Below are 24,990 nucleotides of genomic sequence, written 5' to 3'. Positions count from 1 at the left end.
AATTTAGTATATTTTGTCTATGTATATGCCATGTCCACTAGCTATAGGTATTAGTCTGCCTAAAGCAATACAAACGCTATTACTGATGATTTTTACAGAATGACTATTCAGTCTCTTCTTCAGAATATAGTTACTTTTGTCTGTCCAGCCGAGTAACAGATGAAATGGAATCTCTATTTCTTGATCAATAACTATTTGAAGAAAATTATTGTTTTGATTATCAGCGCCTCGATCTACTGTGTACGTCTGTTTCAACTCACTGTTGATATAGAATGATTGCAGGTTATCATCTATTTTTAATATAATATTATTACTGCCTAGTTCCAAGGATTTTGCATAAACTAGCCATTCATTCGAGAAAGACTCCGGTACCAGAAGAACATTATCTTTCTTGAATTGATCAACATATTTTTTATCAATAGTATTACTTGATAGCGTAATATATGAAGAAATACAACTTGATTCCACATAGAGTCTATTATCTAAAATCCAATTAGGTATAGGTAATTTTTTGATTGTTTCTTTTGTTACGTTAAAGACTAGACTGTTGTTAACACTATTTGTTGCATTATTTCTATCGGATAGTTTTAAGCTATACTCAAATCGTTCTACAGTACTGTCTGGCCTAAGATCCAAACCCTCTTCCATCCAGTCTTCCAGAAGCCTGATATTTGTTTCTTCTCTTGCTAAAGTTTTAATCTGTTCTAAAACAGTATTCTTATAATTTAAACTTGCGGCGTTAATTGCCGAATCTTTAAATAAGCCAATATTTACGATTCCGTATCGAGTGTTTGCACAATACCAGAATATAGCATAATCATTTTGCTTAATAGATGATCCATCAGGAGAATATTCGTCTGAGTCGGAAAGATCATCCACTGAGTTCATATCATTCGTATTGTCCATTAATATCATTATACTGGGTTAACACTTTTCTCTTATGACCATTTTAACAAGGTCGGCGGCTGTCTTTGCCTGCATTTTGTTCATGACTCGTGATCGATGTAGTTCAACTGTTTTAACGCTGATTCCCAAATCCAACGCAATTACTTTGTTCATTTTTCCAGATACTATTTCTGTTAAAATCTCACTTTCTCTAGATGTTAATGATTTCAAGCGTTGGTTATATTCACTATCCACTTCCGCATCATTGTGGCTTAAATTTTGAGTATTGTACGATGCAAATGCACATGATATCGCTGTATTCAATAAGCTATAATCTATTGGTTTTTCAAGAAAAGTGACTGCTCCTTTCGACATGGCTTCAACTGCTTGGGGGATATCTCCATGTCCGGTCATATATATGATCGGAATGTTGATGGTTTTTTTCAGTAGTTTTTCGTGGAATTCAAGTCCTGTCATACTAGGCATACGTATGTCCAGCAAGCAACAACAGTTTTTTGCTTGGGTATTCAGTTCGAGTTGTAATAAACCTATTCTTGGATCTTCTAGTGAAACTACACGATGCCCTTCTCCTTCCAAAACCCAAGAGATAGAGTCTCTGAATTCTTTATTATCATCAATAATATAGATAAGGGATTCTTCCATGTGAATTCTCTATGACGTCATCGGTAACATGATGTGTGAAGTACACCCTGCATCAGGGTTTCGTGATAACCAAAGTTTTCCTTTGTGCAACTCTATAAAGGATCTGCAAATATTAAGACCGATTCCCATACCTGAGGTTTTATTGGAAGCGAAAGGAATGAAAACACTATCCGCTTCGTTTTTAGATATTCCTTTACCATTATCTTTAATTAAAATTTCAATGTAATTGTTTTTTAAAGAGGTAGTTATATTAACTTTTGTTTTTGTATTTGGACTTTCTTTACCGGCATCTATGCCATTTCTGATTAAATTAACAATAACTTGCTGTAACATCACTTCATCACCAAAGACCGAGATGTTCTCCGTATCGTCCAGATAGCTAAATTCAATATGTGCGTTCTTTATCTCCCAATCCATTAACGAAACACATTTATTGACCAAAGTAGTAATTTTGATTGTGGATAAAGTAGGTTTTCTTGAATGAGTAAAGTCACGTATTCTTGAAATAATGTCTGCTGTAAACTTTATCTGTTCTAATGAATTATCAAGTGCAACTGAAACGTCGTTGTTATATACGCCGTTTTCCAATCTCGATTTGATTCCAAATATTAAGTTACTAAGTGCGCCTATCGGTTGATTCAATTCATGAGCCAATGTTGAAGCCATCTCACTGACAGTAATACTTCGGGATGTGAAAAGAAGTTTTTCCCGATCTTCCAGGTGTCTTGAATTAGCTAACATTCTTACTTCAAGACTTTTTAGACGCACCACAAGTTTTAATTTGCTAATGTGATGGATTTCAATATCATATTCTTGACTATTTGTTTTGAATATATGATTAATTCTTGAATCATAATTTATAAGACTTGAATAAAGTTTTCTTTGATTTATAGAATCGCTAGATAGTAAATTACTTACAGATTCTAAATTGTCACCTATTTCTATCCTATTTTCTATATCTCTAAATTTTATAGATATCCATCGTACTTGTTGTGTTCTTTTGTCAATAAGCAATACTGGATCCAGTATGTTAAATATGTCTACTAACTCACTATCTAATTTACAACTTCTATTGTGGTCATTCATGATCAGATCCATATTTTTGAAAAATCTGCAATATACAGAGTGCAATCGGATAACTTGAGACTATGATCACTCTGTTTATTGAGTGCAATGCCATGTAATATGAGATTGTCATAATTTACAGTAAACTTAAATAGTGTGTTGTCTAGATTAACTCTTTCCACTTCTTCAAGTGCAATCCAATCATTTGTATATGTAATTCTACCTCTGTGAAGACAGATAGTTTTGTTATGCTTAAAGAGTTTCCCCGAATCTGAAATTATAGTGATCTCAGTAATTGACCTCTCAGGAACTCCATTAACTATTGGTATACCTGTTATAAGTTGTTTATTGATTAACTGCGTATCATTTATCATTTGATACAATATCAATATTACATAATCAGTATAATTCGAATTACTGCTTTCTATGTTCGAGTGGAGTTGATTAATCAAGTCAATATGATAAAAGTCGACTTGCGTTAGTAGAGGTTCTTTAAATACATCATTATTTTGATAATTATTGTCAGTCTCTTCGTAGTAATGATCTGTTTGCTGCGAATGTAAGTATAATTTTTGCTTATTTTTGTTTACTTTGTTGCTCGATTCCAAATGGAGTTTGTCAATATGCATTTTTGTTAAGTTTAAATTAGTAACGCATTTTGAAAAAGAATAATTAACATTATTGGTTTTTGTTAATGTTTGAATGGATTGATTGTTACCATCGATCTTATTTATATTATTGAAACGCAGCTGATTCTTAACACTAGAAATGTTTGTAAACTCAGTATTATGCTGATGGTTATCGTTCAGCTTTTGAATACTGTGAATTGCGCCAGAACTTTTAAAATCGATCGACATTTATTATTTTACACTTAATATTAATTAGTAATTTTAGTTATCTTATGATAATTATTTGTAGTATCAGTATGTATGGACCACCCTTTTCTTGAAAGTCGATCATTAAGTTCCAGAATATGACTCTTTATATTGTTCAAGTCTATGTTGCAAGATAGAGAAAAATGAGTTTTATTGATTCTCTTTATATTGAAATCAATTTTCACACCGTAGTTATCGGAATAGTTGATCCGCCAGGTATCAAGGCCTGCTTTATTACTGGTACTATTTAATAGATGTTTGTCTACATGTGAAGACAACTCTTGAATAGAATTAACAGAAGCCGTAGTTAAACTGGTATGAGTAGTCTGCGAAACACTATTATTGTTATACGTTTTAGTTTCGTTTTGCTGAGAAAATGCAGTAGGTATGGTGTCAGTCTCTCCTTTATTATCTAGCTTATCCATATCATATTCACACGATGATATATCTGTCAGAAACATATGATCGCTATCTTCTTTTGAAGGAATATCATTAGACAATGAGTCTTTAAGCTTATCTATTCTGTAAGAAAATTCACCTGAATTCTTAGAAGATTTCGTATTATTATCAGTAACTCGAGAAATTCTACTTGGTAGACTTTGATTAATAGTATTCATCTATAAATTACCTATTTGACCATGTGTTCCCGACTAACCTCATCTTCTCTATTTACAATAATTGAATTGTGTTGCTTACAGGATTTTACATATAATTCAGATAGCTTTTGTGATTTGAGTTTTTGTTTATGCCAGATCTTTTTATCAGACTGATAATTATTATGATTGGTACTTCTCTCATCTAACTCCTGTTCTAAATAGTATTCATGCATTTCCAAATCGTAATTGAGCCAAAATCTTCGGATTTGTACATATTCTCGTTTTATCGGCGATTTAGAATTACTTTCTATCTTTAAATATTTCGTAAGATCCTGTTTTTTTTCCTTGATATCATTAATTTGTATATTTCTGTTTTCTACTTTTTTACAGGCTTCAATATATGATAATTTAGCTTGTTTGATCTTTCTCTCTTGTCGTTTCAGTCTTAAATCATTTAATTTGTTTAACTTTTTGATTTGTGATCTGTCCATAGCAATATATTACTCATCTGTTATTCTTTTAAGCTGATTTATCACATCATCAATTGGATAATAATCATCTATGTCTTGTTTCAAGAAGTTTTTGATATCTTCAATCTTAGATATGGATTCATCTGCAATTTGATCGCTGCCTTTTTCGTATTCACCTACCTGTACCAGAAATTCTATCTCATTATACTTTGATATAAGAGTTCTTAATTTTGAAATACTCGCTCTGTGGTCTGGTTCTGTAATATGATTAATCAGACGACTGGTACTATTAAGTATATCTATTGCAGGGTAGTGATTTTCCTGAGCTAACTTCCTGGTTAGCACAATGTGCCCATCAAGAAGCGACCTTACCTCTTCTGCGATTGGATCATTGGTCTCTTCATCCTCTACCAGAACTGTATAAAAAGCTGTCATAGTTCCCTTGTCATCGTTGCCAGACCTTTCGAATATTTTGGGTAGCTCCGCAAAAACAGATGACGGAAATCCTCTTCTTACCGGAGCTTCGCCTACTGATAAGCCAATTTCTCTGAGTGCCCTTGCAAATCTTGTAACTGAATCCATCAGCAGAAGTACGTTTTTACCTTCAGACCTAAAACCTTCTGCAATAGCAGTAGCAGTATAAGCAGCTCTTAATCTTTCCATGGCTGGACGATCTGATGTAGAGATAATCAGAACTGATCTGGATAAACCCTCTTCCGTCAAGGTGTGTTCAAGAAATTCTCTTACCTCTCTTCCTCTCTCACCAATCAACGCAATAACAATCACATCCGTGACAGATTGCCTGGCAATCATTGAAAGTAGTGTTGATTTACCTCCTCCTGCAGGTGCAAATATCCCTGTGCGTTGCCCAATCCCAAGTGTTAATGTGGAATCTATTGACCTTACGCCAGTGGTCACTGGTTTATTGATCGGTTTTCTGGTGAGTGGTGAAGGGGCATCTCGATATATAGGTATATCTCTTGATGCAAGAGGTAATTTCTTACTATCTATCGGTCTTCCCATCCCATCAAGGATTCTGCCAATCAGTTCTGGGGAATATTCTATTGTTGATTTTTCATTTATTACTTCTACTTCTGAATTTTGAGCGATTCCATGAATACTTCCCAGCGGAAGTAAAATCGCATTATCTCCGGATATGCCGACAACATCTGCATATATTTGGTGTGAATTGCTTTTGTCAGATATAAGACATTGCTGACCTATTCTTGCGTTAATACCAGAGACTTTAATTGAAGTTCCATAAGCTTCAACAACACGTCCTTTCCTTTGCAAGGAATCAATGTCTTCGAGAACATTTGTCAAACGACGACTTTTTAATTGATTTTTAATCATTAGTTCCGTTTTAGTACAGTTGGGAATCCTTAGCCGACAAGTTCTTCAATCATGTTTTCCTTAATTAATTTAAGTTGATCATCAAAACTCGCGATTGTTTCTCCTGTTTGAGATTTGATTATAATGTCAAACTTACCTAACGATTGATCAGATCTAATATCTAACCCAGAATAATCATCATTACCAGTTTGATTTATTGAATGTATTTTTTTTTGAAGGTCCTCTACATATTCCGGATTAACTTTAATTTGTAGCTCTCTTTTATTTTGTAAATTATTGATGGCAGTTATAGCAAGACTCTGTACCATTTCACTTGGCTTGATGTTTTCTGCTATTTTTTTTATTACATTACAAGCGAGTGCTACAATCTCCTGATCTGTTTCTATACGGCTTGAAATAATACTTTCTGTTAAATCTTCAAGATATGATTTAAACTGAGTATTGAGATCTTTCTCTGCTTTTTTAAACCCTTCCTTGTAACCAGCCTCATAGCCTTCTTTTATTGATTGCTTAAGTTTGTTTTCTTCGTTATTTTTTAAAGACCTTATATAGTCCAATACGTTTTCACTGCTGGAAAGTTTCACGATATCATTTGGTGATAAGATTAGATTATCACTGCAACAAGTGATATATGCGCTATTAAAAATTACAATAAAACTCATACTAAACCATTGATTTTTTAAATTGATTTTGATTTATTACAAATATCGTATGTTTCATAATTTCATTTGCTAGTTCAAAATCCAATTTACCTTTTGGTTTTGGTATTACATTAGTGATCCATGGCCTTATCCTCATGTTACTACTTGATACAATAACTGCAGATCCAGCCGATAATAAGCTCTCCTCTATATGATCGAGATCCAGCGTTTTAATTTGATTGTTATCTATTTTCGTTGTTTCCATTATAAGATCGAATAGTTCTTTTCCTATTAGTTCACGTACTTCCTGTATTTTTTTTCCATCGATCCATATCCTTATTGAAGGCAATAAAAATATCGTTCCTGCTGTCAGAATAAGGTTGTTAATATCATTTTTATCCCAGAGTAACCAGGTAGGAATATATTCAAGGTCAGACCATTCAAGTACAGTACTGAATTCACTGACGGCATTTTCATTGCTTATCAAAAATTCAGCAATGCTATAAATTGTTTTCCTATATTCTCTTATGTTATCAATACTTCTCATAAGATAAGGTCTCAAGTATTACTATTGGTTATTTGTAGCTGGTTACTCTGCTTTTTATTTCTCAATCCTAAATAGACTGTTACAGCAATAAGGAGACCTGTAATAAATAGCATACCAAGAAGTAGGTTGTCTTTTTCTGATTCAGAAATAAATGAGAAGCCACTCTTTTCTGCTTCTTTGGTTTTTCTATTTACAGGTATAGGATTGGAAGAAAACATTGCTACAGTAACATTTTCATATGGTAATCCAGAGATACTATTAACGAGTAACGCCTTAATTTGAGACTCTCTATCACTTAAATCTATACCACGTCGGTACTTGATGAATACTGAAGCAGAAGAAGGCTTGGCCTCTGATTCCAATTTATTCTCTTTTGGGATCGCTAAATGGACACGCGCGAGAATGACACCATCTATGCTCTCTATTGTTCTTGATAACTCTTGAGATTGCGCATAGTTCAATCTTGCACGCTCTTCCAATGGTGATGATACAAATCCTTCCTTCTTAAATACCTCTCCTAGTGTTTCAAACCTATTTTTTGGATAACCATTAGTTTTTAAAAGATCAATTGCGTTAGCAAAATCATTTCTGTTTGTTGCCACTGTATATCTTTCATCACTATTTCTTGTTTTATAAGATATTATTCCTGCATTTGACAGTAGTGCAATGATTTCGTTTGCTTCTACTTCATCAAGACCAGAATAGAGCGCTTCGTCATTGCATCCTGATAAAAATAAGAGAACAAATGCCACTAAAGTTATTATTCTCATTTCTAACTTTGTTGTCTGAAAAGTTGTTGTAATCCGTCTGATGTTCTATTAGCTATATTTGATGTCAACTGACAGTGAAACATAAATTCGTGACTTCTAGCTGTCAGCATAACAATCTCACTTGGTGTCAGTTCATTACCGCTCTCAACAGCAGACTTTGCATAGTTAACAATTTTTTCTGCTTCTTGATTGATATAGTCCAATGGTTTAGATATAGCTTTTTCCGTATTGGACGGCCCCTCACTCCGTGGCACGTCCATTGTTTTATTTTGTGTATTACTTAAACTATTCTCAAAATTAGATATGTCAGTTAGTGAAGCACCATAACCAATCTCAAGACTAGTATCTCCTCTGCTTAGAGTCGAAGAATTTATTGCTTCTATAGCAGTTATTATATTGTCATCCATAGCCCACCTCTGATTACTGTTTTCTGGCCATGGTCTCCAGAGAGCTTCCTAAACTGCTTAATGCTGTATGAGAACTATTAGATAAAAATGTCATTTTAAGAGATTCAGCAGTCAACTGTGTAATTGCAGAAGGCGTCTCATTTCCCTGATCACCAATTTCAGTAGACATTGTTTCAATTCGTGTAGCCTGTCTGTCTAACGCTTCACCCCAGGCTTCAGCCATTGCTTCAAACCAACTTCCATCAGAATTATCGCTGTTTGGCGTATTTGCCATTGCTGAATATAAACTATTATTTATTGTCATAATCTTCTCCTGTATGAATAAAATGATTATTACGAATATCTACTTCAATCACTAGAACTGAAGAGTTGTTGATTTACCTTCTTTTTCTAACATAACACTACTGTCATAAATCGATATAATCTTATGACCAGACGGAAGTAATGCCCCGATATAGTATTTTGATTTATCATGAGTCATGATATATGGCGGAGAGCCATTCACAACCATTACGATTCTTTTATCATTTTTATTAAAACTGATATCAGAACCTAGAACATTTGGTTTCTTGTCAACTGATAGATACTCAGTATCCAACTCCTGTAAACTCGGTATCTCGTTAATAGCAATTGCTTTCAATCGTTCTAATTGTTTTATGTTATTATTCTTTGTTGTAACAATTACTTTCCCTAATCTCATTACTTTGACATCAGCTTCCACTCCGTTAACCCGGTAGAGCTCCCTGACTTCTGTTGCCAAATTGTCACCAATTGACAAGTCGAAAAATACAGGAATATTTTGATCGTCTACAATCTTTTCTACTTCTGATCTTTCTTTATTTGTCATTAGAAATCCACTAACTGATAACTGTCCAGACTCAGATTGTGAAATTGATAGTGAGTTGAACCCATTTATAGTTAATAAGTTAGTTAAAACCATTAAATCACTAATTTGTTTTACTTCAACATTCTTCGAATTCATGTAGGCTGAATATGAAGCAGTGAATACCAACAAGATTAATGTAATTAATAAAATATTGTAGAATGTCTTATTTTTAAAAAATAGACGATTGGTGGAATTAGATCTCAATTCCAGTGAAGCAACTTTATCTAAGATATCTCGCCAACTAGCACCAATTCTCCTACCATATGAAAACGTAGTTTCTCCTATCTTAATCTTTGTATACTCTGGTATTTTAAGAACATCACCATTTTTTACGCTGTTTCCCTGTATTTGTATGTTACCAGACAACACTTGTACAAAGACTTTATTATCTTTCGTAATTAGATTTAATTTCTCGTCATTTATTGTTGGGTCTCTAAAAACAACATCAGTGTCCATATGGCCAGAAATTGTAAATGTTGAATTATCATCAAGAATACGCCGAGCACCAGCTTGTTCACCGGTAAGCACAAACATCTCGATTGCAGTGATCGATTGCATTCTTATAGCTACTTATCTAATTGTTCATAACAGGTTTATAAGTCTAAAACCATTTGCCATGATTCTTTGGATTCTGTTGGTTTCGTACCTATCGATGTTTTATCATTTTTAGTAGCTTTCCTAGCTACAGAATTTATATCGTCACTGATTAACTTTGACAATTTCTCATTATTTTTTACTTTCTGAACAGCTAATTTTGGTGATATCAAGAATAATCTTTCCATTCGAGTCGTTTGTTTATTTGTCGTTTTAAATAGATTACCCATAATTGGAATATCACCTAGTAGTGGTATTTTATCTTCTGAATCCTTTTTAACTTCGCGCACAAGCCCACCGATCAAAACACTTTCGCCGGCATTAATTAAAGCTTGGGTATTGATAGCGGATCTGCTGACAACGGGAATATCATCAACTTCCTGTTCAGTTTGCTGACCATCTTCAATGGTTACCAATAGTTTTATTTTTGCTTTTCCGTTGTCTTTAAAAACATGAGGGGTAACCCTTAATGATGTACCTATTGATACATTGTAAAGATCCACCTCTTCCCTGCCTGCTACCCTAACGTAGAAAGTGGAGCTTGTATCAAATATTGCCTCGACATTAGATAGGGTTATAACGTGAGGCCTTGACACAATATGTGCGGCACCTTGTGATTCCAATGCATTTATACGGCCTATAAATTTAGCATTATCACCTAAAACGAATGAGATAAACCCGCCTTTCCCAAATGGTGTAATTGTGCCTCTTCTACTTAACTGCCTATCTGAGTTTTCATCGCCACTACCAAAAAGAACTTCGTCATCATTATTTTGCCAACGCCAGTTAATACCAAGCTCTTTTAACTTACCTGTATTAATATCAATTATTGTCGCTTCTATCTCCAGCATTTGAGGCTCAACATCAAGCGAGTCAATAAGACTCTTATAACGAGACATCCTGTCTGGCGAATCTCTTATAATTATTGCATTGAGCCTTGGGTCAGCCTGAATTCTAACCTTTGAGGAGCTCTCTACGAATTGAGTATTTGTCGATACCTGCTGTAAGTATTTGCCGCTTTGAGTATTTGCTTGAAGGATATCAACTCGATCTGGCAAACCGACTCGATCTGATTTCCCAATGCTATTTAAACCTTGCCCTTTTAATCCCGGAGTTGTGGGTTTTATCAGGTTATCCTGAGGAGGCGAATATATAAATTGAGGTGATTCCTGAATTAACTGTCGGAGTATTGTTGCTACACCTGGAATTACGACCTGTTTCCCTGCAAAGGTCATACTGACATCCTGAGCCCAAGCGTATTTGAGGTAAAATACTTTAAAGCCTACAGGTGCTTCATAATTCTTGAGTCCATTTTCCGCTGCAAATACTAACTCATCTACTTGTTCAATAAAGCGTTTTGTGCCAGTAACGACAAGCCCGCCCTCAACCGCTTTTCTAATGCTATTCTTTCTATCCGTTAGATTTAGATCACTTGCTGCGCGGACTATACGTTTTGATATTGAACTTGATGCAGGAATTATCCTTCTGATTATGTTATTAGATGTATAAATATATAATATCGCTCCATCATAGTATTTTATCAGACCGAACGATTTTGATATATCTGAAAATATCTCATTCGCTGTAACATTCTCAAAACTACCATTGACAGTACCTTTAACTGATTCATCAACAACAACTGGAATTGAAAGTTGACCGAAAAGTTCTTTCAAAAAAGAATCAATTGGCTGCTCTCTAGCTATGATTGTAATATTTTGATCTAAGTTTGGTGTTTCAGCAGCCTGACAAACCCCATTAATCAGCAACAAACAGAGTAATGCTAAATATGATTTCCTAAATTTATTAAATAATTTCACTTAAACACTTCCATTATTACTAACACTTATACTGCTTCCAGCAGTAAATCAGGTACATTCACTCTCTCTACAATATTTATATTGATTGTGGGTAAGAGTTCATTGTGCGATAAAACTGGAACATCAAATGCTTCGTTCTCGATCATTTTTCTAATATGACGCCTTATCTGTACCGAAGTAACAATCGCAGTAGGATTATGTTTTTGTATCGAGGCAAGTATGTTGGCAATAATTTTCTCTGCTTGCTGTGGCTGCAATGACATTTGAACTACACCAGAAGTAACACGCACCGACTGCAATAGTTTTTCCTCTAATTCAGGAGTCAATATGACAGCTTGTAATACACCACTTGGTGCATATCTGTGTGTAATCTGTCTGCGTAATGCAATCCTAGAATATTCAGTCAGATTATTGATATCTTTTTCATGCTGACCGGTCTCAATCAGTGCTTCCAGTATCCCTCTTAGGTTGCGGATTGGTATCTCTTCTTCGATTAAGTTTCTGAGAATAGTTGAAAGTGATTGCATAGGTACGATTCGTAATACTTCCTTAATAATATCTGGAATTTCAGCAGTCTGTTGAGTCAGCATGGTGCTGGTTTCTTGTAGACCAAGAAATAGTGTAATATTTCTACGTAATGCCTCTCGTATTTTAATTGGCATCTCAAGCAATATATTTTCACCTTCAAAACTATCGCTAATTATAGGCACCTCATAAGCAAGTAACTGCCACCCAGTTTTCTTATCTCCGTACCAATGGAGATTAATCTTTGGTATAAGTATTCCAATATCTACCTGATACTCGTTAACTTTTTTTTCTATTTCAATCATCAGATTTTTTGATTTTTCTGTATCTGATAACTCAACGGGTAGTTGTAATAGTAGTGGTACTGCTGGTTTTACTTCAGTAATTGGATTAACAACTTTCTCTAGATTACTAGTGGAATCTTTATTACTTAAAATTACTTCGAAAGTAGGTTTTGTTACTTTTTCTATTTTCGACTTCCAAAATGGTACGAGTAAAGCACCAGACAGAAGTAGAAGAGCACCTATTCCTACAAAGATACCACTCGGAAAACCCGGTACCAGTGCTAACAACATACATAGACCACCTGCAACCAGGGTTACACGAGGAATTGCTGTCAATTGTTTCTGAATAGAATCACCCAAATGACGATCAGATTTTTCGTCAGTTGCACGAGTTACAATCAATCCCGCAGACATAGCGCCAAGTAATGCAGGAATTTGCGCAACCATCCCATCGCCAACTGTCAATATTGAATATTTCGCCATGGCTGCGCTCATATCCATATCAAGCTGGAGTACACCAATAGCCAGTCCACCAATTAAATTTATTATGATGATAACTATGCCTGCAATCGCATCACCTTTTACAAACTTCATTGCTCCATCCATACTGCCATGAAGCTTACTTTCCAGTTCGATCTCCCGCCTTTTTCGTTTGGCTTCATCTTTATCAATTAAACCAGATCTTAGGTCGGAGTCTATCGATAACTGTTTTCCTGGCATTGCATCAAGGGTAAACCTTGCTGCGACTTCAGCTACTCTTTCCGCTCCTTTGGCTATCACAATGAACTGCACCAATGTAATAATAAGAAACACAACAAGACCAACAACAATATTTCCGCCTGCTACCATGTTCCCAAATGTGTCGATGATGTGCCCTGCATCCCCATGTAAAAGTATCATACGGGTTGTTGCAACAGATAGTGCGAGTCTATATAAAGTGCTGATCAAAAGAACTGAGGGAAAAACAGAAAACTGGAGTGGTGATGTTATATAGACTCCCATCAGCACCAATATCAACCCAATCACTATATTAAGCGCAACCAATGCATCCAAGACCAGAAGCGGTAATGGCAATACCATCAGTGCAATAATTGCAACTATTCCTACAGCCAGAAACAGATCGCTGACATTTGATAAAATGCCATGATCTGTTTTTTTTTCGCTATGTAAGAATGCTTGAATACTCACTGTACTACACTCATAGTTCCTTTATCTGATTGTCCTAGATATTAATTATCTATTTTGACAATACTCCACTGGTTCAATACCTCTGTATCTATAAACGATACGATTTATCTTTTAATTGAAGATATCTTTTCATAACTTTTTTTACGTAGTTTTCTGTCTCTTTATATGGAGGTATTTTGTAGCCATATTTGATAACAGCATTCTCACCTGCATTATAGGCAGCGAGGATTAACGGTATATTGTTACCAAATAAACTATGGAGTGATCTGATATAGTTTGAGCTAATCCGAAGATTGCTTATTGGATTAAATAGCTCTTGATTGGGATTCTGCATACCGAAACGACGCGCAGTATCTGGCATAACCTGCATCAATCCCTTAGCACCGGCCTTAGAGACAGCTTCAGCGTTGAAAGCAGACTCAATTTCGGCTATCGCATGAAGAAGTAAGGGGTCGATATTATATTCTTGCGATACAATGAATATATCTTCTACAAACTGATGATTCGGTACGGTCTTGAATATTCTATACCGATTGTTTTCGTCATAACCTACAGGATCTTGTAAATCTCCGTAGCTATATTCTTGACTAATACGCTTCGTTTCGTCTCGTATTATCAGCTCCTGATTTCCGTACAATTCTAGTAGTTGTGACCTTATTGGAGAGGATTCCAAGAGTTGGGGTCTTACGTAACCGGCCGGTAGTGGAAATACTCTGTCGCTGTTTCCAACGAGGTCATAGTTGAATTGATAGGGTGAGCAGTACGCAATCTGAACAGAAAATATCACCGATATTTTGGCAAAAAGCTTTAAGACTTCATGTCTCATTATCATTCCTTTGTTCCTTTTCACCTTATCCACCAGTGACGACAAATCATATCTGGGGATCTTAAGTAGTAAACATTACTACAACGTGACAGATATCGTACCTGTTTTTTTTATATTGAGAATCATGTCACACAGTATGGCCAATCCTTGGCAAACGTGCACTGACTCAGAACATCGGTTCTCACTGCGAATCAATCAATAGCTATCAGCTTGATGCGACGGCTATGATTACGAAATTCAAACACGATTGCAATCATTTTCTAACAAAAATAATTAATCACGGATTTGCGACTCGATTTCCGATATCAAGTAACTAAACAGTTACAGTTAAAAGCAACTACTGAGGAGTTTTAAGTCAGTCATTAATGAATAATGTAATATAAAAATTCAGTATATGTTCACTATCCGGTAGCTGTACGATGTTCATAAAATAATGAAAGCTTGGATCACTTAACATTGTTTAGAATCTTCGTCTGATAAGCCATTGCATAATGTCCAATGATTAGAATTCACATCTTTCGCTTATCAGGGTATGCTTCAGTCAACAACTTACTTTATGCAATGGATGCATTGATGGCTGATAAGAATGATAGTGGTGACAAGACAGAGAAGCCCACGCCAAAAAAACTAAAAGATGCCAGAAAAAAAGGTGATGTAGCCAAAAGCAAGGATGTCTCAAGTACCGGTGTGATGATCCTTTGGATTGTCTTGCTTGGTGTGTCTCTATACTACATTATAGATCGTTTTGCAGCTCTGCTCTCCATAACTCTAAGCCAAGCCGGAAGAAACGTGGATTTTGCCTATCTACTGACTGCGATAGGCAGAGAATCTTACGATACACTGATTGAACTTACAGCACTGTTGATCATCCCTGCTGCTATTCTAGGGACTCTAGTCGAGTTCTTACAGGCTGGACCGGTCATGACCTTAGAGAAGGTAAAGCCCAAAATGGAGCACCTTAATCCGGCATCAGGTATTAAAAGGATGTTTAGTATGGACAACCTCGTTGAGGTCATCAAATCCATTGCCAAAACAGCGCTTCTATTTCTTATCGGGTGGTTAGTACTCAAAGCCTGGATACCAGACCTAGTCAAATTACCTCAAACCATGACAAACCTTATTGGGACGACTTTCTGGGGCATGCTTCTAAGCCTGTTACTCTGGTCAATAGGGATATTTCTGTTCATCGCTATACTGGACGCCGGTTACCAACGGTTTTCCTATATCAAAAAGCTCCGAATGAGCATGCGTGATATCAAGCAGGAGCATAAAGAGAATGAAGGTGATCCGATGATAAAACAACAGAGGCGACAAGCACATCAGGAGTGGTCACAACAGAGTGCCGCCGAAGCAGCAGGATCCGCTAACGTGATTGTAGTAAATCCTACTCATCTTGCGATTGCACTTGACTATGATCGGGAAAAAACACCTGTTCCAACCGTATCTGCTAAAGGTGAGGATCTTGTAGCCAGGGCAATGCGTGAATCAGCTCAGAGCGCTCATGTCCCAATTCTAAGAAATATTGATCTTGCTAGAACACTCTATTCCGATACCAAAGAAGGTGATGTCATACCAAGCGAATTGTTTGATGTCATGGCCGAGGTCATCTTATGGGCAACCCAGGTGAGAAAGAGGATCGATAATGAACTGGAAGATGATGGTAAGAAATCAAAGCAAATCAAAGCACCGGGAGAAGATTTAACCCGCTATCCTGATGAGGCAGCTCTTTAAACGATGGAAAATTACGCGCAAGAACTCCTGTTTACACTCATGGCGCTGATATTAGTGGTCGCTCTCGCCTGGCTGTTTCTTAAAGCTCTTAAGGGGTTTCATGTAAAGCAAAGTGGTTCAAATCGCATAAACCTCTTATTAACCCTCCCGGTTGGCTCACGTGAACGGGTTGTAGTCGTCGCATATCGGCAGCATGAATACCTGGTGGGAATTACGGCGGGAGGGATGACCCTACTGGATAAAATGCTAATCGATGAGCAAAACGGCTCTGTCAACCGGGATAGCCCTGAAGGGTGACAAACCATGACAAGTTTCTTCTGTGGAGAACAGAGTTTTCACACCGAAGGATTGCTCTCCATATGTATGACCAGCTACACAAAGTTGCAAATACATAATAACCCTAGCTAGGGTAATTCATAACTAGTCGTCAAGACTTCTCTCATGTTGAATAAGCAGTGGGTAATTCTAACTTAGCTTTAGAATGACTCAATCTTAAGATTCTTATTACATGGAGTAAGTGATATGACAGGAGTAAATGCAACAAACCAGTGTGGATGTCCAAATCCAATGGACGACACATCGGTAACCAGGGGCTGCGGAAAAACAGTTCTTGATGCTGGAAATGGTAATGACAACATTAACGTCCATACCAACTACGATGGATCGGTCGATGTATGCGTTAATGGAAAAACCTATAATTTTAGCGCGCAAGAGGCACAAAATCTCGAAATCCGGGGTGGCAATGGTAATGACAACATCACCATGAGCGGTCAGCAGCTCTGCGGTCCTAAAAATAATATAACCCTGAATGGTGGTAACGGTAACGATACACTACGTGGTGGATCGGGTGACGATACACTGATCGGTGGCAGTGACAATGATACGATCATTGGTGGTGCTGGTGACGATTGCATCCGTGGAGGGAGTGGTAATGACTCCATCTGGGGTGGTGGCGGCAATGACCGCATCAGTGGCGGCAGTGGCAATGACATCCTGGTCGGTGGTAGTGGTGATGACTGCATCCGTGGTGGTAGCGGTAACGACTCCATATGGGGCGGCGCCGGCAACGACCGTATCAGTGGTGGCAGTGGCAACGATCGACTGATTGGTGGTAGCGGCGATGACTGCATTCGTGGTGGTCGCGGTGATGACTCCATCTGGGGCGGTTCTGGAAATGATCGCATCAGTGGTGGTCGTGGTGATGACATGATCTCCGGCGGCTGTGGCAATGACAATATTCGCGGTGGTCGTGGTGATGACCGGATCTGGGGTGGTCATGGAAATGACTACATCAGAGGTGGAAGTGGTAACGACACCATCCGCGGTGGTTGCGGAGATGACTATATCAAGGGAGGTAGAGGTTGTGACGACATCTCTGGCGGCCCTGGAAATGACAAGATCCGCGCTGGCATGGATCTGTTCAACCCTCTGTCACACCTTTCCTGCCTGCTGGGTGGAGGTGGAAATCTGTTGGGCGGAGGAGGATTTCCGCTGAACCTGATCTCTCCCAGATAGTTCAAGCCAGGGAGGAGCCTCCGGCTCCTCTCACTCACACTTTGGAGATATAATTATTCTATAATATCAATACTATACTAGTAATATCTAATAAGCCCCCTTAAAATTCCCCGGATCTGAATCTGATCGGGCTTGTAGACCATGGCGCTCATGGTAGCGTTGGCTGGGTGTAGAATGATCTGACCTGGCTTTTGTTCAATACGTTTCAAGGTTGTCTCCTGTTGATCGATCAAAGCAACGACTATGTCACCATTATCCGCTGTTGCAGACTGTTCAATGACAACGTAATCTCCATCGAAGATTCCCTCATCGATCATCGAATCACCCGATACCTGGAGGGCATAGCGGGGGTTGCTGCCAGCCATAGGGTCAGGCACTGAGATCCTTTCAGTTTGCTCAACGGCCTCAATGGGACGTCCAGCAGCGATCCGACCCAACATGGGTATCCCCTGCTCTTGCTGATCTGCTGATACCAGTCGAATCCCACGCTGTTTTCCTGCCATTGGCTTGACCAGGCCTGCCACTACCAAAGCCTGGATATGCTTGTGCAGGGATCCCCGGGAACTCAACCCCAGTCGTTGGCAGAGCTGATCGTAGGTTGGTGGTCGCTGCAGAACATCCGCATCACTTCGCAGAATATCGTAGATCTCTTGTTGTCTTCTGGTTAATCGCATCAGAGGGCTTGTTTGTTCTCCTGTTGTTCTCTATTCTAGACTAGAGAACGAATAGAGAACAGCCTGATGAGCAGACCCGCAGAATCGATTCACTCAGATACCGGCATCCCCCTATGCCATACTCCCGATCAATTTGCTGATCAACTGCGACAGCGCAATGCGGAGCGAATTACCGGTGAACTGACCATACCAGCCCGCCCCGGCAAATTTGCCCCATTTCCTGATGATCTTGATCCTCGACTCTCTCGCGCCTTGATCAGCAGAGGGATTAAACAGCTCTATTCTCATCAGGCTGCTGCCTGGAGTTCAATTCAATCTTTACAACATACCGTGGTTGTCACGCCAACGGCTTCCGGAAAGACGCTCTGTTACAACCTGCCGGTTTTGCAGGCTGCACTACAAGATTGCGCCAAATCCCTCTACCTGTTTCCCACCAAAGCTCTGGCTCAGGATCAGGTCGCCGAAATCAATGAGATAAATCGTTCGGAGTCGCTAGGAATACGGGCTTTCACCTTTGATGGCGATACCCCTGGAGATGCACGAAAAGCTGTCCGGACCCGGGGGGATATTGTGGTCTCAAATCCGGATATGCTGCATCAGGGTATCCTGCCCCACCACACAAAGTGGGCCCAGTTTTTTGAGAATCTTCGCTATGTGGTGATCGATGAGATGCACACTTATCGAGGGGTTTTCGGATCACATGTGGCGAATGTGATTCGACGTTTGCAGAGGATCTGTAAGTTCTATGGATCTGAACCGCAGTTTATCCTCTGTTCAGCCACCATCGCCAATCCGGCCGAGTTGGCCAGGGAACTGATCCATGCAAACGTATCGGCGATTACAGAAAGCGGCGCTCCACAAGGGGCCCGGCATCTGCTGCTGTGGAATCCTCCGGTTGTGAACCATGACCTGGGTATACGGGCATCAGCCCGCTCCCAGAGTACACGGATTGCTAAGAGTGCCGTAAAGCATGGTCTACAGAGTATCGTTTTTGCGCAATCCCGGCTGATGGTCGAGGTCCTGACCAAATACCTGAAAGACAATTTCGACCACGATCCCCGCTACCCATCACGAATTGCGGCCTATCGGGGAGGCTATTTGCCCACCGAGCGCCGTTCATTGGAGAAGCGACTGCGTCAAGGAGAGATCGATTGTGTGGTTTCAACTTCTGCGCTTGAACTGGGTGTGGATATTGGCTCACTGGATCTCGCAATACTCAACGGTTATCCGGGCACGATTGCCGCAACCTGGCAGAGATTGGGACGTGCGGGACGACGTCAGCGTTCAGCAGTCGGAGTCCTGGTCGCCAGCAGCCTGCCATTGGATCAATACATCATTCGCAATCCAGAGTTTTTCCTGGGAGCCGCACCGGAACAGGCTCGAATCGATCCGGATCAATTGCTGATTCTATTGGATCACATCCGATGTGCTGCCTTTGAGCTGCCATTCAAAGAGGGTGACAGATTTGGCAAACAGGATCTGTCAGAGATGCTCAGCTATTTGGAGGAACATGGCATTCTACATCGGGAGGGCAAGCAGTGGCACTGGATGGCGGACAGCTACCCGGCCAACAGCGTCAGTCTTCGCTCCGTTGCCGAGGGAAACTTTGTGGTTATTGATACTACGGATGGAGAAAAGCGAATCATTGCTGAAGTTGATTTCAGCTCAGCTCCCATGACTCTTTATGAGGGTGCCATCTATATGATTCAGTCAATGCCCTATCAGGTTGAAAAACTCGATTGGGAGGGGCGAAAGGCTTTTGTAACCCAGACAAAGGCCGACTACTATACCGATGCCATTGACTATACCCGACTTAAGATTCTGCAAAACTTCGAGTCACAAGAGCATTTCCGCTACCAGGTATCCCAGGGGGAAGTTCATCTGGTTACCCGGGTTGCCGGTTACAAGAAGATCCGCTACTACACCCATGAAAATGTAGGGTATGGCAAGATCGATCTGCCTGACCAGGAGATGCATACCACCGCAGTCTGGTGGCAGATCAATCCCATTGCACTGGATCAGGCCTTTGCCTCACGCCAGGCGGCACTGGACGGATTTCTCGGCGCCGGTTATGCCATGCATGTTATCGCAACCATGCGCATGCTTTCAGAACCACGTGATATCGGCCGGGCCGTTGGGGATGGTCAGGACCGCTGGTATGCGAGCCTGGAGAACAGTGGCCGTGGCACTCTGAGTGATCGCAGCGGACAAAACATCGATCCCGCCAGTCTGGATCAATTCACGCCAACACTTTTTCTCTACGACAACTATCCAGGTGGCATCGGCATAACAAACCCACTTTTCGAAATTCGCAGGAGGATTGTTGTTGATTCACGAAATCTGGTTGAGTCATGTGACTGTGCTTGTGGTTGTCCTGGATGTATCGGACCGATTCTGGCAGGGGATGAACAGGGTAGGAATTCAGCCAAACAGTCTGCATTAACCGTCCTTTCACTGCTATCGAACGATGACTCTTAAAACCAGACTCAGCCAGCTTCAGAGCCAGGCTGGTGGCCGACAAAAAGCTCCTACGCTGTCACATCAGCCGAACGCTTTGAAGATACCGCATCGTGTTGGCCAACCGAACAGGGATAGCAGTCACAGACCCCACTCAGACAGCCGGCTTGCCGAACAGCTTGAGGGCAGACTGATTGCTGAGGGCGTGATCCAGATCGAAAAGCAGATTCCACTGAACTCAAAACTTGGAGCAATGCAGTTAAGTGAATTGCAAACTGCTCCACAATTACCCGGCGATGATCGTGTAACCCTGAAAAACTACTACCTGGATACTGAAACCACCGGACTTTCAGGGGGAAGCGGCACCCTCGCGTTTCTGATTGGCTATGCCTGGATGGAGCGATCAGCAATTTGCCTGCGTCAGTTATTGATCACCCGTTTTTCAGCTGAAACAAAAATGCTGGAAAAAATTGCATTGGGGCTTGAGACGGCAGAACGTCTGGTCAGTTACAACGGCAAAAGTTATGACCTTCCCCTATTGATCAGCCGTTTTCGCATCAGCTCCCGTAAGCAACAGTTTGATCGCCTGCCCCATCTCGATCTACTGCACCCCACCCGGCGTCTGTTTCGGCACCACTGGCCGAATTGTCGTCTCGCTACCCTGGAGCAACGCCTACTCGGATATCACCGGGTTGGCGATCTGCCCGGTTCAGAAGCTCCTGCCGCCTGGTTTGACTATCTGCAGCGTGGTTCTGAACAAAAACTGCTTAAGGTAGTCGAGCATAATCAGAACGACATTGTTTCACTAGTAGCGGCTCATACAGAGCTCGCGAGAATAACCCGAGATCCGGACCGTTATGACCTGGACCTCTACAGTCTGGCTCGCTGGATTGGGAAATTCGATAGAGAGCAGGCTTGCGACCTGTTGAGGAAGCGAGTCGAACAGGCCGATGAAAGGAGCAAGGGATATCTGGCTCACCTCTTGCAGAAATCCGGAGACTGGCAGGGTGCCACCCAGCTATGGTATCAACTTGCTCAAAATCGGTGCCCGGAGGCCCTTGAAAAACTTGCAAAATACCACGAACACGTCAGCAAGGATCTGGAGGCGGCTCGTCACTATTGCCGGCAGCTTCCAGATTGCCAGGCACGTACACATCGCCTGAGACGCCTGCAGCGTAAGGCAGATCTCAGGCTGAGTCCAGCATATCAATTTACTGTTTTGCAAAGCTAACAGTTTCACTCCCCCTCACTGCCGGGCTCATCAGATTGAATCCAACAATCGAACCACAGCGTACAGCTATTAAGGTGCCCGATTAATCTGTTTATTCTCTATTACCTGACAGCTGACTCCATACAGAATAGAGAGGTAATTTCCCATGATCAGCCTTTTTCCTGTATCAACCGGTGGTCGACATGAAAAAAACAATCTACTCACCATACACCCCAGGTTCTACCAGCCTTTATGGCGGTCACTCCTAAATATGGCCTGGGTTGTGGAAGCCAGAGATCCCTACTCTGGTGGTCACCTTTGGCGTGTCTCCCAATATTGCAGGCTACTCTCCCAGGCCCTTGGTTTGGACAGAGCCGAGGTTGCCAGGATAACTCTGGCCGGTTTTTTACACGATCTTGGTAAGGTAGCCATCGCCGACATGGTATTGAAGAAACCGGCAAGACTCTCCGAAAGTGAGTATGAAATGATCAAAACTCATCCTTCGGTAGGTGCCCGTATCATTGATGGACACCCGTTGGCACCGCTCGTTCAAAGCTCGATTCTGCAACATCATGAACGTCCCGATGGAGCTGGTTATCCCTATGGCCTGGATGATGAAAGCATCGACACGGACTCACGAATTGTCTCCATTTGCGACGCCTTTGATGCCATGACGAGTACCCGCCCATACCGACAGGGCATGTCCATCGTCAAAGCATTGAAAATCATAAAGTTTAATCTGCATACACAATTCGATGGAAATTTCGGACATGTGTTCCTCGAAATTGCCCGTAGAGGTAAGTTCTCTTCAATAATCGGGCACTCCTATGACGGCATCCCACTGCAGACCTGTTTACTCTGCGGACCAACCATTGCGTTACGTAAAAACCAGCAAAGCGGTGATTTGGTCTATTGCCCAAATTGCGGGTCTGAGTCAGTCGTTGAAACTGTCAATCATGAGTGGCGCATCACAGCAACTGGAAAACGAGGTTCGGTGATGGCCCGACAAATGGAAATCGACTCTGATCTAATACAGGAATTGATCCAGTCGAATGCCGCCTATCTTCAAACTGCATAGTCGAAATGTTATGACGATTATAGAGAGACAGAGAGATAATCTAGTCAACATAAGGATTGTGTGGATTGGTTTCTGTTTGCTGTTTACTTCTGCTCAGATCAGCGCAGGTGCCATCTATAAGAATGGTTTTGATGTTACAGATGCGATCATCGAAGTTTCTGAAATTCTACCTGGTGGACCTCCCCGTGATGGGATTCCGGCGATTGATGAACCTCAATTTGTGCATGCCGATGATGCAGACTTCTTAAAACCAGAAGACCGCATTCTGGGGGTGGAGAGGAATGGTATCGTAAAGGCCTATCCAATCAATATTCTGAACTGGCATGAAATTGTCAACGACCGCTTCAGGCAGGAACCCATCGTCATTACTTTCTGTCCACTCTGTGGTACGGGTATGGCATTCGAAGCAACGGTCAGAGGCAATCCGCTGATGTTTGGCGTTTCTGGCTTGCTCTACAACAGTGATGTACTGCTCTATGACCGCGCCAGTGAGTCTTTGTGGTCACAAATCATGAAGCAAAGTATCAGCGGAAAGCACCAGGGGGATCGTTTACGTCATGTTCCCTTACAACACACCAATTGGGCCGACTGGTCTGATCGATACCCTGATACGTTGGTACTATCTGATGACACAGGATTTTCACGAGACTACCAGCGTTCACCCTATCGGGGCTACGACAAAAGCCGGGATCTCTACTTTCCGGTAGAATTTCGGTCCAAGGGATATCATCCGAAGGAGCGGGTACTGGGGTTGGAAGTTAACGGCACCTACAAGGCCTATCCTTTCATAGAGTTGTCTAAAACAGACGGATTGATCAAAGAGAATCTGGCTGGTCAGCAGTTGACAGTTAAATATGATATTCAAAACCAAACGGCCAATGCCTATGACCTAGCGGATAATTTATTGCCAAGCACTACAGCTTTCTGGTTTGCCTGGTATGCCTTTCACCCTCAAACAGAGATTTTCAGAGCAACTGATCCGGAAATAAAATAATCGCCTTAAGTCTCAATGATGCTGCTGGGGCCTGTTAACACGAATCCAATACGCCCTGTGGTGCCTGAAAACGTGCCAATCAAGGCGCGAGGAGTGTAGTTTGGTTATTCCAAATGAACGACGAGCAACGCTGAGTGGCGTTTTGTCAGTGGGATACAGCATTTAGCGTGCGTACACTTATGTAATCCGGAACTATCCTATTCCGCCGAAAAGAAGATGTCAGCGTACCAGGCCGTTGCCATAGATTCGGTATTATCCGTATCGGTCATGATTGCAACCACATCAATGGTGTTTATCTCTTCGCCGAAAAAATTCTTGAAATCCTGTCTGACATTACGTTTTTCCATTTGCCACTGACCTGCCTGCTGATCCCCGGATTTAATGGCCACCATCATGGATTGCCCCGTATATGCACTGGCCCAAACACTACTCACAGGCTGACTGCTTGACCAGACATAGTTCATCGAGCGTGTCCGCCATGGCGCCCAGCCGCCCTCTTTTACGACATAGATACGCGCTGGGTAGTCATCTCCCGCTTTGGATTGCTCGTCTGGCTTATCCAATACCTGATCGATTTTCCAGCGCCAGTTCAGGTACGGGGTTTTCTCCAGATTGACTTTGATCCGTTTGGCCAAGGCTGAAGCACTGCTCTGACTGATCGCCTTCAGGCTGGGTGGTGCTCCCTTCTCATTGACGGCCTGATAGGTTGTATTGTCCTTGAAACTGACTTCGGTCCAATCCTCAATCGGCAACATATCGACTGTAATAGTCTGACCTGCGGAGGCCATAGCAGGCAGTAGTGTCAGAAGAGCGGGAAAACCGGTTTGAATTCGCATCTGATTATCCTAATTATCCGGTGACTGTGAATATTGCATTCAGTCACTCTTAATCTGCGACAGTATAGACAGCCTCAGCACAAAGCGTACAAGGTTTATACTC

The 24,990-nt window shown here is 40.8% G+C and carries 25 protein-coding genes; 7 read left to right on the top strand and 18 right to left on the bottom strand.

Annotated features, from left to right (window positions below; all coding sequences use genetic code 11):
• Positions 1-3: 3 nt before the first annotated feature.
• The 16 genes from AC4IE8_RS05055 to AC4IE8_RS04980 form a co-directional block, all read right to left on the bottom strand.
• Complete coding sequence (locus tag AC4IE8_RS05055; RefSeq protein ID WP_490790474.1) at positions 4-879, bottom strand: hypothetical protein; 876 nt, start codon at positions 877-879, stop codon at positions 4-6.
• Between the two features lie 45 nt (positions 880-924).
• Entirely contained in the window at positions 925-1,548 is a 624-nt protein-coding gene (locus AC4IE8_RS05050) for a response regulator transcription factor (RefSeq protein ID WP_490790473.1), read from the bottom strand.
• Between the two features lie 9 nt (positions 1,549-1,557).
• Positions 1,558-2,634 (bottom strand): sensor histidine kinase, encoded by a 1,077-nt coding sequence (locus AC4IE8_RS05045; protein ID WP_490790472.1) that lies wholly within the window; start codon positions 2,632-2,634, stop codon positions 1,558-1,560.
• A 2-nt stretch (positions 2,635-2,636) separates the two neighbouring features.
• Positions 2,637-3,470 carry a hypothetical protein gene (locus tag AC4IE8_RS05040; RefSeq protein ID WP_490790471.1) on the bottom strand — a complete coding sequence of 278 codons (834 nt, stop codon included), beginning with the start codon at positions 3,468-3,470 and terminating at the stop codon, positions 2,637-2,639.
• 20 nt (positions 3,471-3,490) lie between these two features.
• Entirely contained in the window at positions 3,491-4,105 is a 615-nt protein-coding gene (locus AC4IE8_RS05035; RefSeq protein WP_490790470.1) for a hypothetical protein, read from the bottom strand.
• Between the two features lie 11 nt (positions 4,106-4,116).
• Positions 4,117-4,575 (bottom strand): hypothetical protein, encoded by a 459-nt coding sequence (locus AC4IE8_RS05030; protein ID WP_490790469.1) that lies wholly within the window; start codon positions 4,573-4,575, stop codon positions 4,117-4,119.
• A gap of 9 nt (positions 4,576-4,584) precedes the next feature.
• Positions 4,585-5,907 (bottom strand): FliI/YscN family ATPase, encoded by a 1,323-nt coding sequence (locus AC4IE8_RS05025; protein ID WP_490790468.1) that lies wholly within the window; start codon positions 5,905-5,907, stop codon positions 4,585-4,587.
• A gap of 29 nt (positions 5,908-5,936) precedes the next feature.
• Positions 5,937-6,491, bottom strand: a complete 555-nt coding sequence (locus AC4IE8_RS05020; RefSeq protein WP_490790467.1) for a FliH/SctL family protein — start codon at positions 6,489-6,491, stop codon at positions 5,937-5,939.
• A gap of 79 nt (positions 6,492-6,570) precedes the next feature.
• Positions 6,571-7,095, bottom strand: a complete 525-nt coding sequence (locus tag AC4IE8_RS05015; RefSeq protein ID WP_490790466.1) for a hypothetical protein — start codon at positions 7,093-7,095, stop codon at positions 6,571-6,573.
• A gap of 11 nt (positions 7,096-7,106) precedes the next feature.
• Positions 7,107-7,847, bottom strand: a complete 741-nt coding sequence (gene sctJ, locus AC4IE8_RS05010) for a type III secretion system inner membrane ring lipoprotein SctJ (protein WP_490790465.1) — start codon at positions 7,845-7,847, stop codon at positions 7,107-7,109.
• Between the two features lie 20 nt (positions 7,848-7,867).
• Positions 7,868-8,272: a hypothetical protein gene (locus AC4IE8_RS05005; protein ID WP_490790464.1), complete on the bottom strand. Its 405-nt coding sequence runs from the start codon at positions 8,270-8,272 to the stop codon at positions 7,868-7,870.
• A gap of 13 nt (positions 8,273-8,285) precedes the next feature.
• A complete protein-coding gene (locus tag AC4IE8_RS05000; protein WP_071892834.1) occupies positions 8,286-8,576 on the bottom strand; it encodes a hypothetical protein in 291 nt (96 codons plus the stop codon).
• A 51-nt stretch (positions 8,577-8,627) separates the two neighbouring features.
• Positions 8,628-9,716, bottom strand: a complete 1,089-nt coding sequence (locus AC4IE8_RS04995) for a SctD/MshK family protein (RefSeq protein ID WP_490790463.1) — start codon at positions 9,714-9,716, stop codon at positions 8,628-8,630.
• A gap of 35 nt (positions 9,717-9,751) precedes the next feature.
• Positions 9,752-11,569, bottom strand: a complete 1,818-nt coding sequence (gene sctC, locus AC4IE8_RS04990; protein WP_490790462.1) for a type III secretion system outer membrane ring subunit SctC — start codon at positions 11,567-11,569, stop codon at positions 9,752-9,754.
• 26 nt (positions 11,570-11,595) lie between these two features.
• On the bottom strand, positions 11,596-13,566 hold the full coding sequence (locus AC4IE8_RS04985; protein ID WP_490790461.1) for an FHIPEP family type III secretion protein: 1,971 nt from the start codon (positions 13,564-13,566) through the stop codon (positions 11,596-11,598).
• A gap of 88 nt (positions 13,567-13,654) precedes the next feature.
• The gene (locus tag AC4IE8_RS04980; protein ID WP_490790460.1) at positions 13,655-14,392 is read right to left on the bottom strand and encodes a lytic transglycosylase domain-containing protein; all 738 of its coding nucleotides are present in this window, start codon (positions 14,390-14,392) and stop codon (positions 13,655-13,657) included.
• A 573-nt stretch (positions 14,393-14,965) separates the two neighbouring features.
• On the opposite strand from AC4IE8_RS04980, the gene sctU reads away from it, so the two are divergent.
• The 3 genes from sctU to AC4IE8_RS04965 all read left to right on the top strand — a co-directional run bounded on the left by sctU (position 14,966) and on the right by AC4IE8_RS04965 (position 17,638).
• On the top strand, positions 14,966-16,123 hold the full coding sequence (sctU, locus tag AC4IE8_RS04975) for a type III secretion system export apparatus subunit SctU (protein WP_490790459.1): 1,158 nt from the start codon (positions 14,966-14,968) through the stop codon (positions 16,121-16,123).
• A gap of 3 nt (positions 16,124-16,126) precedes the next feature.
• Positions 16,127-16,420: a FliO/MopB family protein gene (locus tag AC4IE8_RS04970; RefSeq protein WP_490790458.1), complete on the top strand. Its 294-nt coding sequence runs from the start codon at positions 16,127-16,129 to the stop codon at positions 16,418-16,420.
• Between the two features lie 270 nt (positions 16,421-16,690).
• Positions 16,691-17,638: a calcium-binding protein gene (locus AC4IE8_RS04965; protein ID WP_490790457.1), complete on the top strand. Its 948-nt coding sequence runs from the start codon at positions 16,691-16,693 to the stop codon at positions 17,636-17,638.
• Positions 17,639-17,715: 77 nt separating this feature from the next.
• Here AC4IE8_RS04965 and lexA read toward each other — a convergent pair whose 3' ends face one another.
• A complete protein-coding gene (gene lexA, locus AC4IE8_RS04960) occupies positions 17,716-18,312 on the bottom strand; it encodes a transcriptional repressor LexA (RefSeq protein ID WP_490790456.1) in 597 nt (198 codons plus the stop codon).
• Between the two features lie 66 nt (positions 18,313-18,378).
• Here lexA and AC4IE8_RS04955 point away from each other — a divergent pair, with 66 nt between their 5' ends.
• The 4 genes from AC4IE8_RS04955 (at position 18,379) to AC4IE8_RS04940 (ending at position 24,051) form a co-directional block, all read left to right on the top strand.
• The gene (locus AC4IE8_RS04955; RefSeq protein ID WP_490790455.1) at positions 18,379-20,790 is read left to right on the top strand and encodes a DEAD/DEAH box helicase; all 2,412 of its coding nucleotides are present in this window, start codon (positions 18,379-18,381) and stop codon (positions 20,788-20,790) included.
• The gene (locus tag AC4IE8_RS04950) at positions 20,780-22,000 is read left to right on the top strand and encodes a ribonuclease H-like domain-containing protein (RefSeq protein ID WP_068994878.1); all 1,221 of its coding nucleotides are present in this window, start codon (positions 20,780-20,782) and stop codon (positions 21,998-22,000) included. The genes AC4IE8_RS04955 and AC4IE8_RS04950 overlap by 11 nt, the downstream gene beginning before the upstream one ends.
• A 145-nt stretch (positions 22,001-22,145) precedes the next feature.
• On the top strand, positions 22,146-23,057 hold the full coding sequence (locus AC4IE8_RS04945; RefSeq protein ID WP_490790454.1) for an HD domain-containing phosphohydrolase: 912 nt from the start codon (positions 22,146-22,148) through the stop codon (positions 23,055-23,057).
• The gene (locus tag AC4IE8_RS04940; RefSeq protein ID WP_490790453.1) at positions 23,032-24,051 is read left to right on the top strand and encodes a DUF3179 domain-containing protein; all 1,020 of its coding nucleotides are present in this window, start codon (positions 23,032-23,034) and stop codon (positions 24,049-24,051) included. Before AC4IE8_RS04945 ends, AC4IE8_RS04940 begins: the two co-directional genes overlap by 26 nt.
• 197 nt (positions 24,052-24,248) lie before the next feature.
• Here the strand turns inward: AC4IE8_RS04940 and AC4IE8_RS04935 are convergent, their stop codons facing one another.
• Positions 24,249-24,887, bottom strand: a complete 639-nt coding sequence (locus AC4IE8_RS04935) for a DUF3047 domain-containing protein (protein WP_490790452.1) — start codon at positions 24,885-24,887, stop codon at positions 24,249-24,251.
• Positions 24,888-24,990: the final 103 nt, after the last annotated feature.

The sequence above is a fragment of the Candidatus Thiodiazotropha sp. AKAK2 genome, assembly GCF_058244685.1.
Note: the sequence above shows the minus strand (reverse complement) of the source record. Positions and strands in the feature narration are given on the sequence as shown.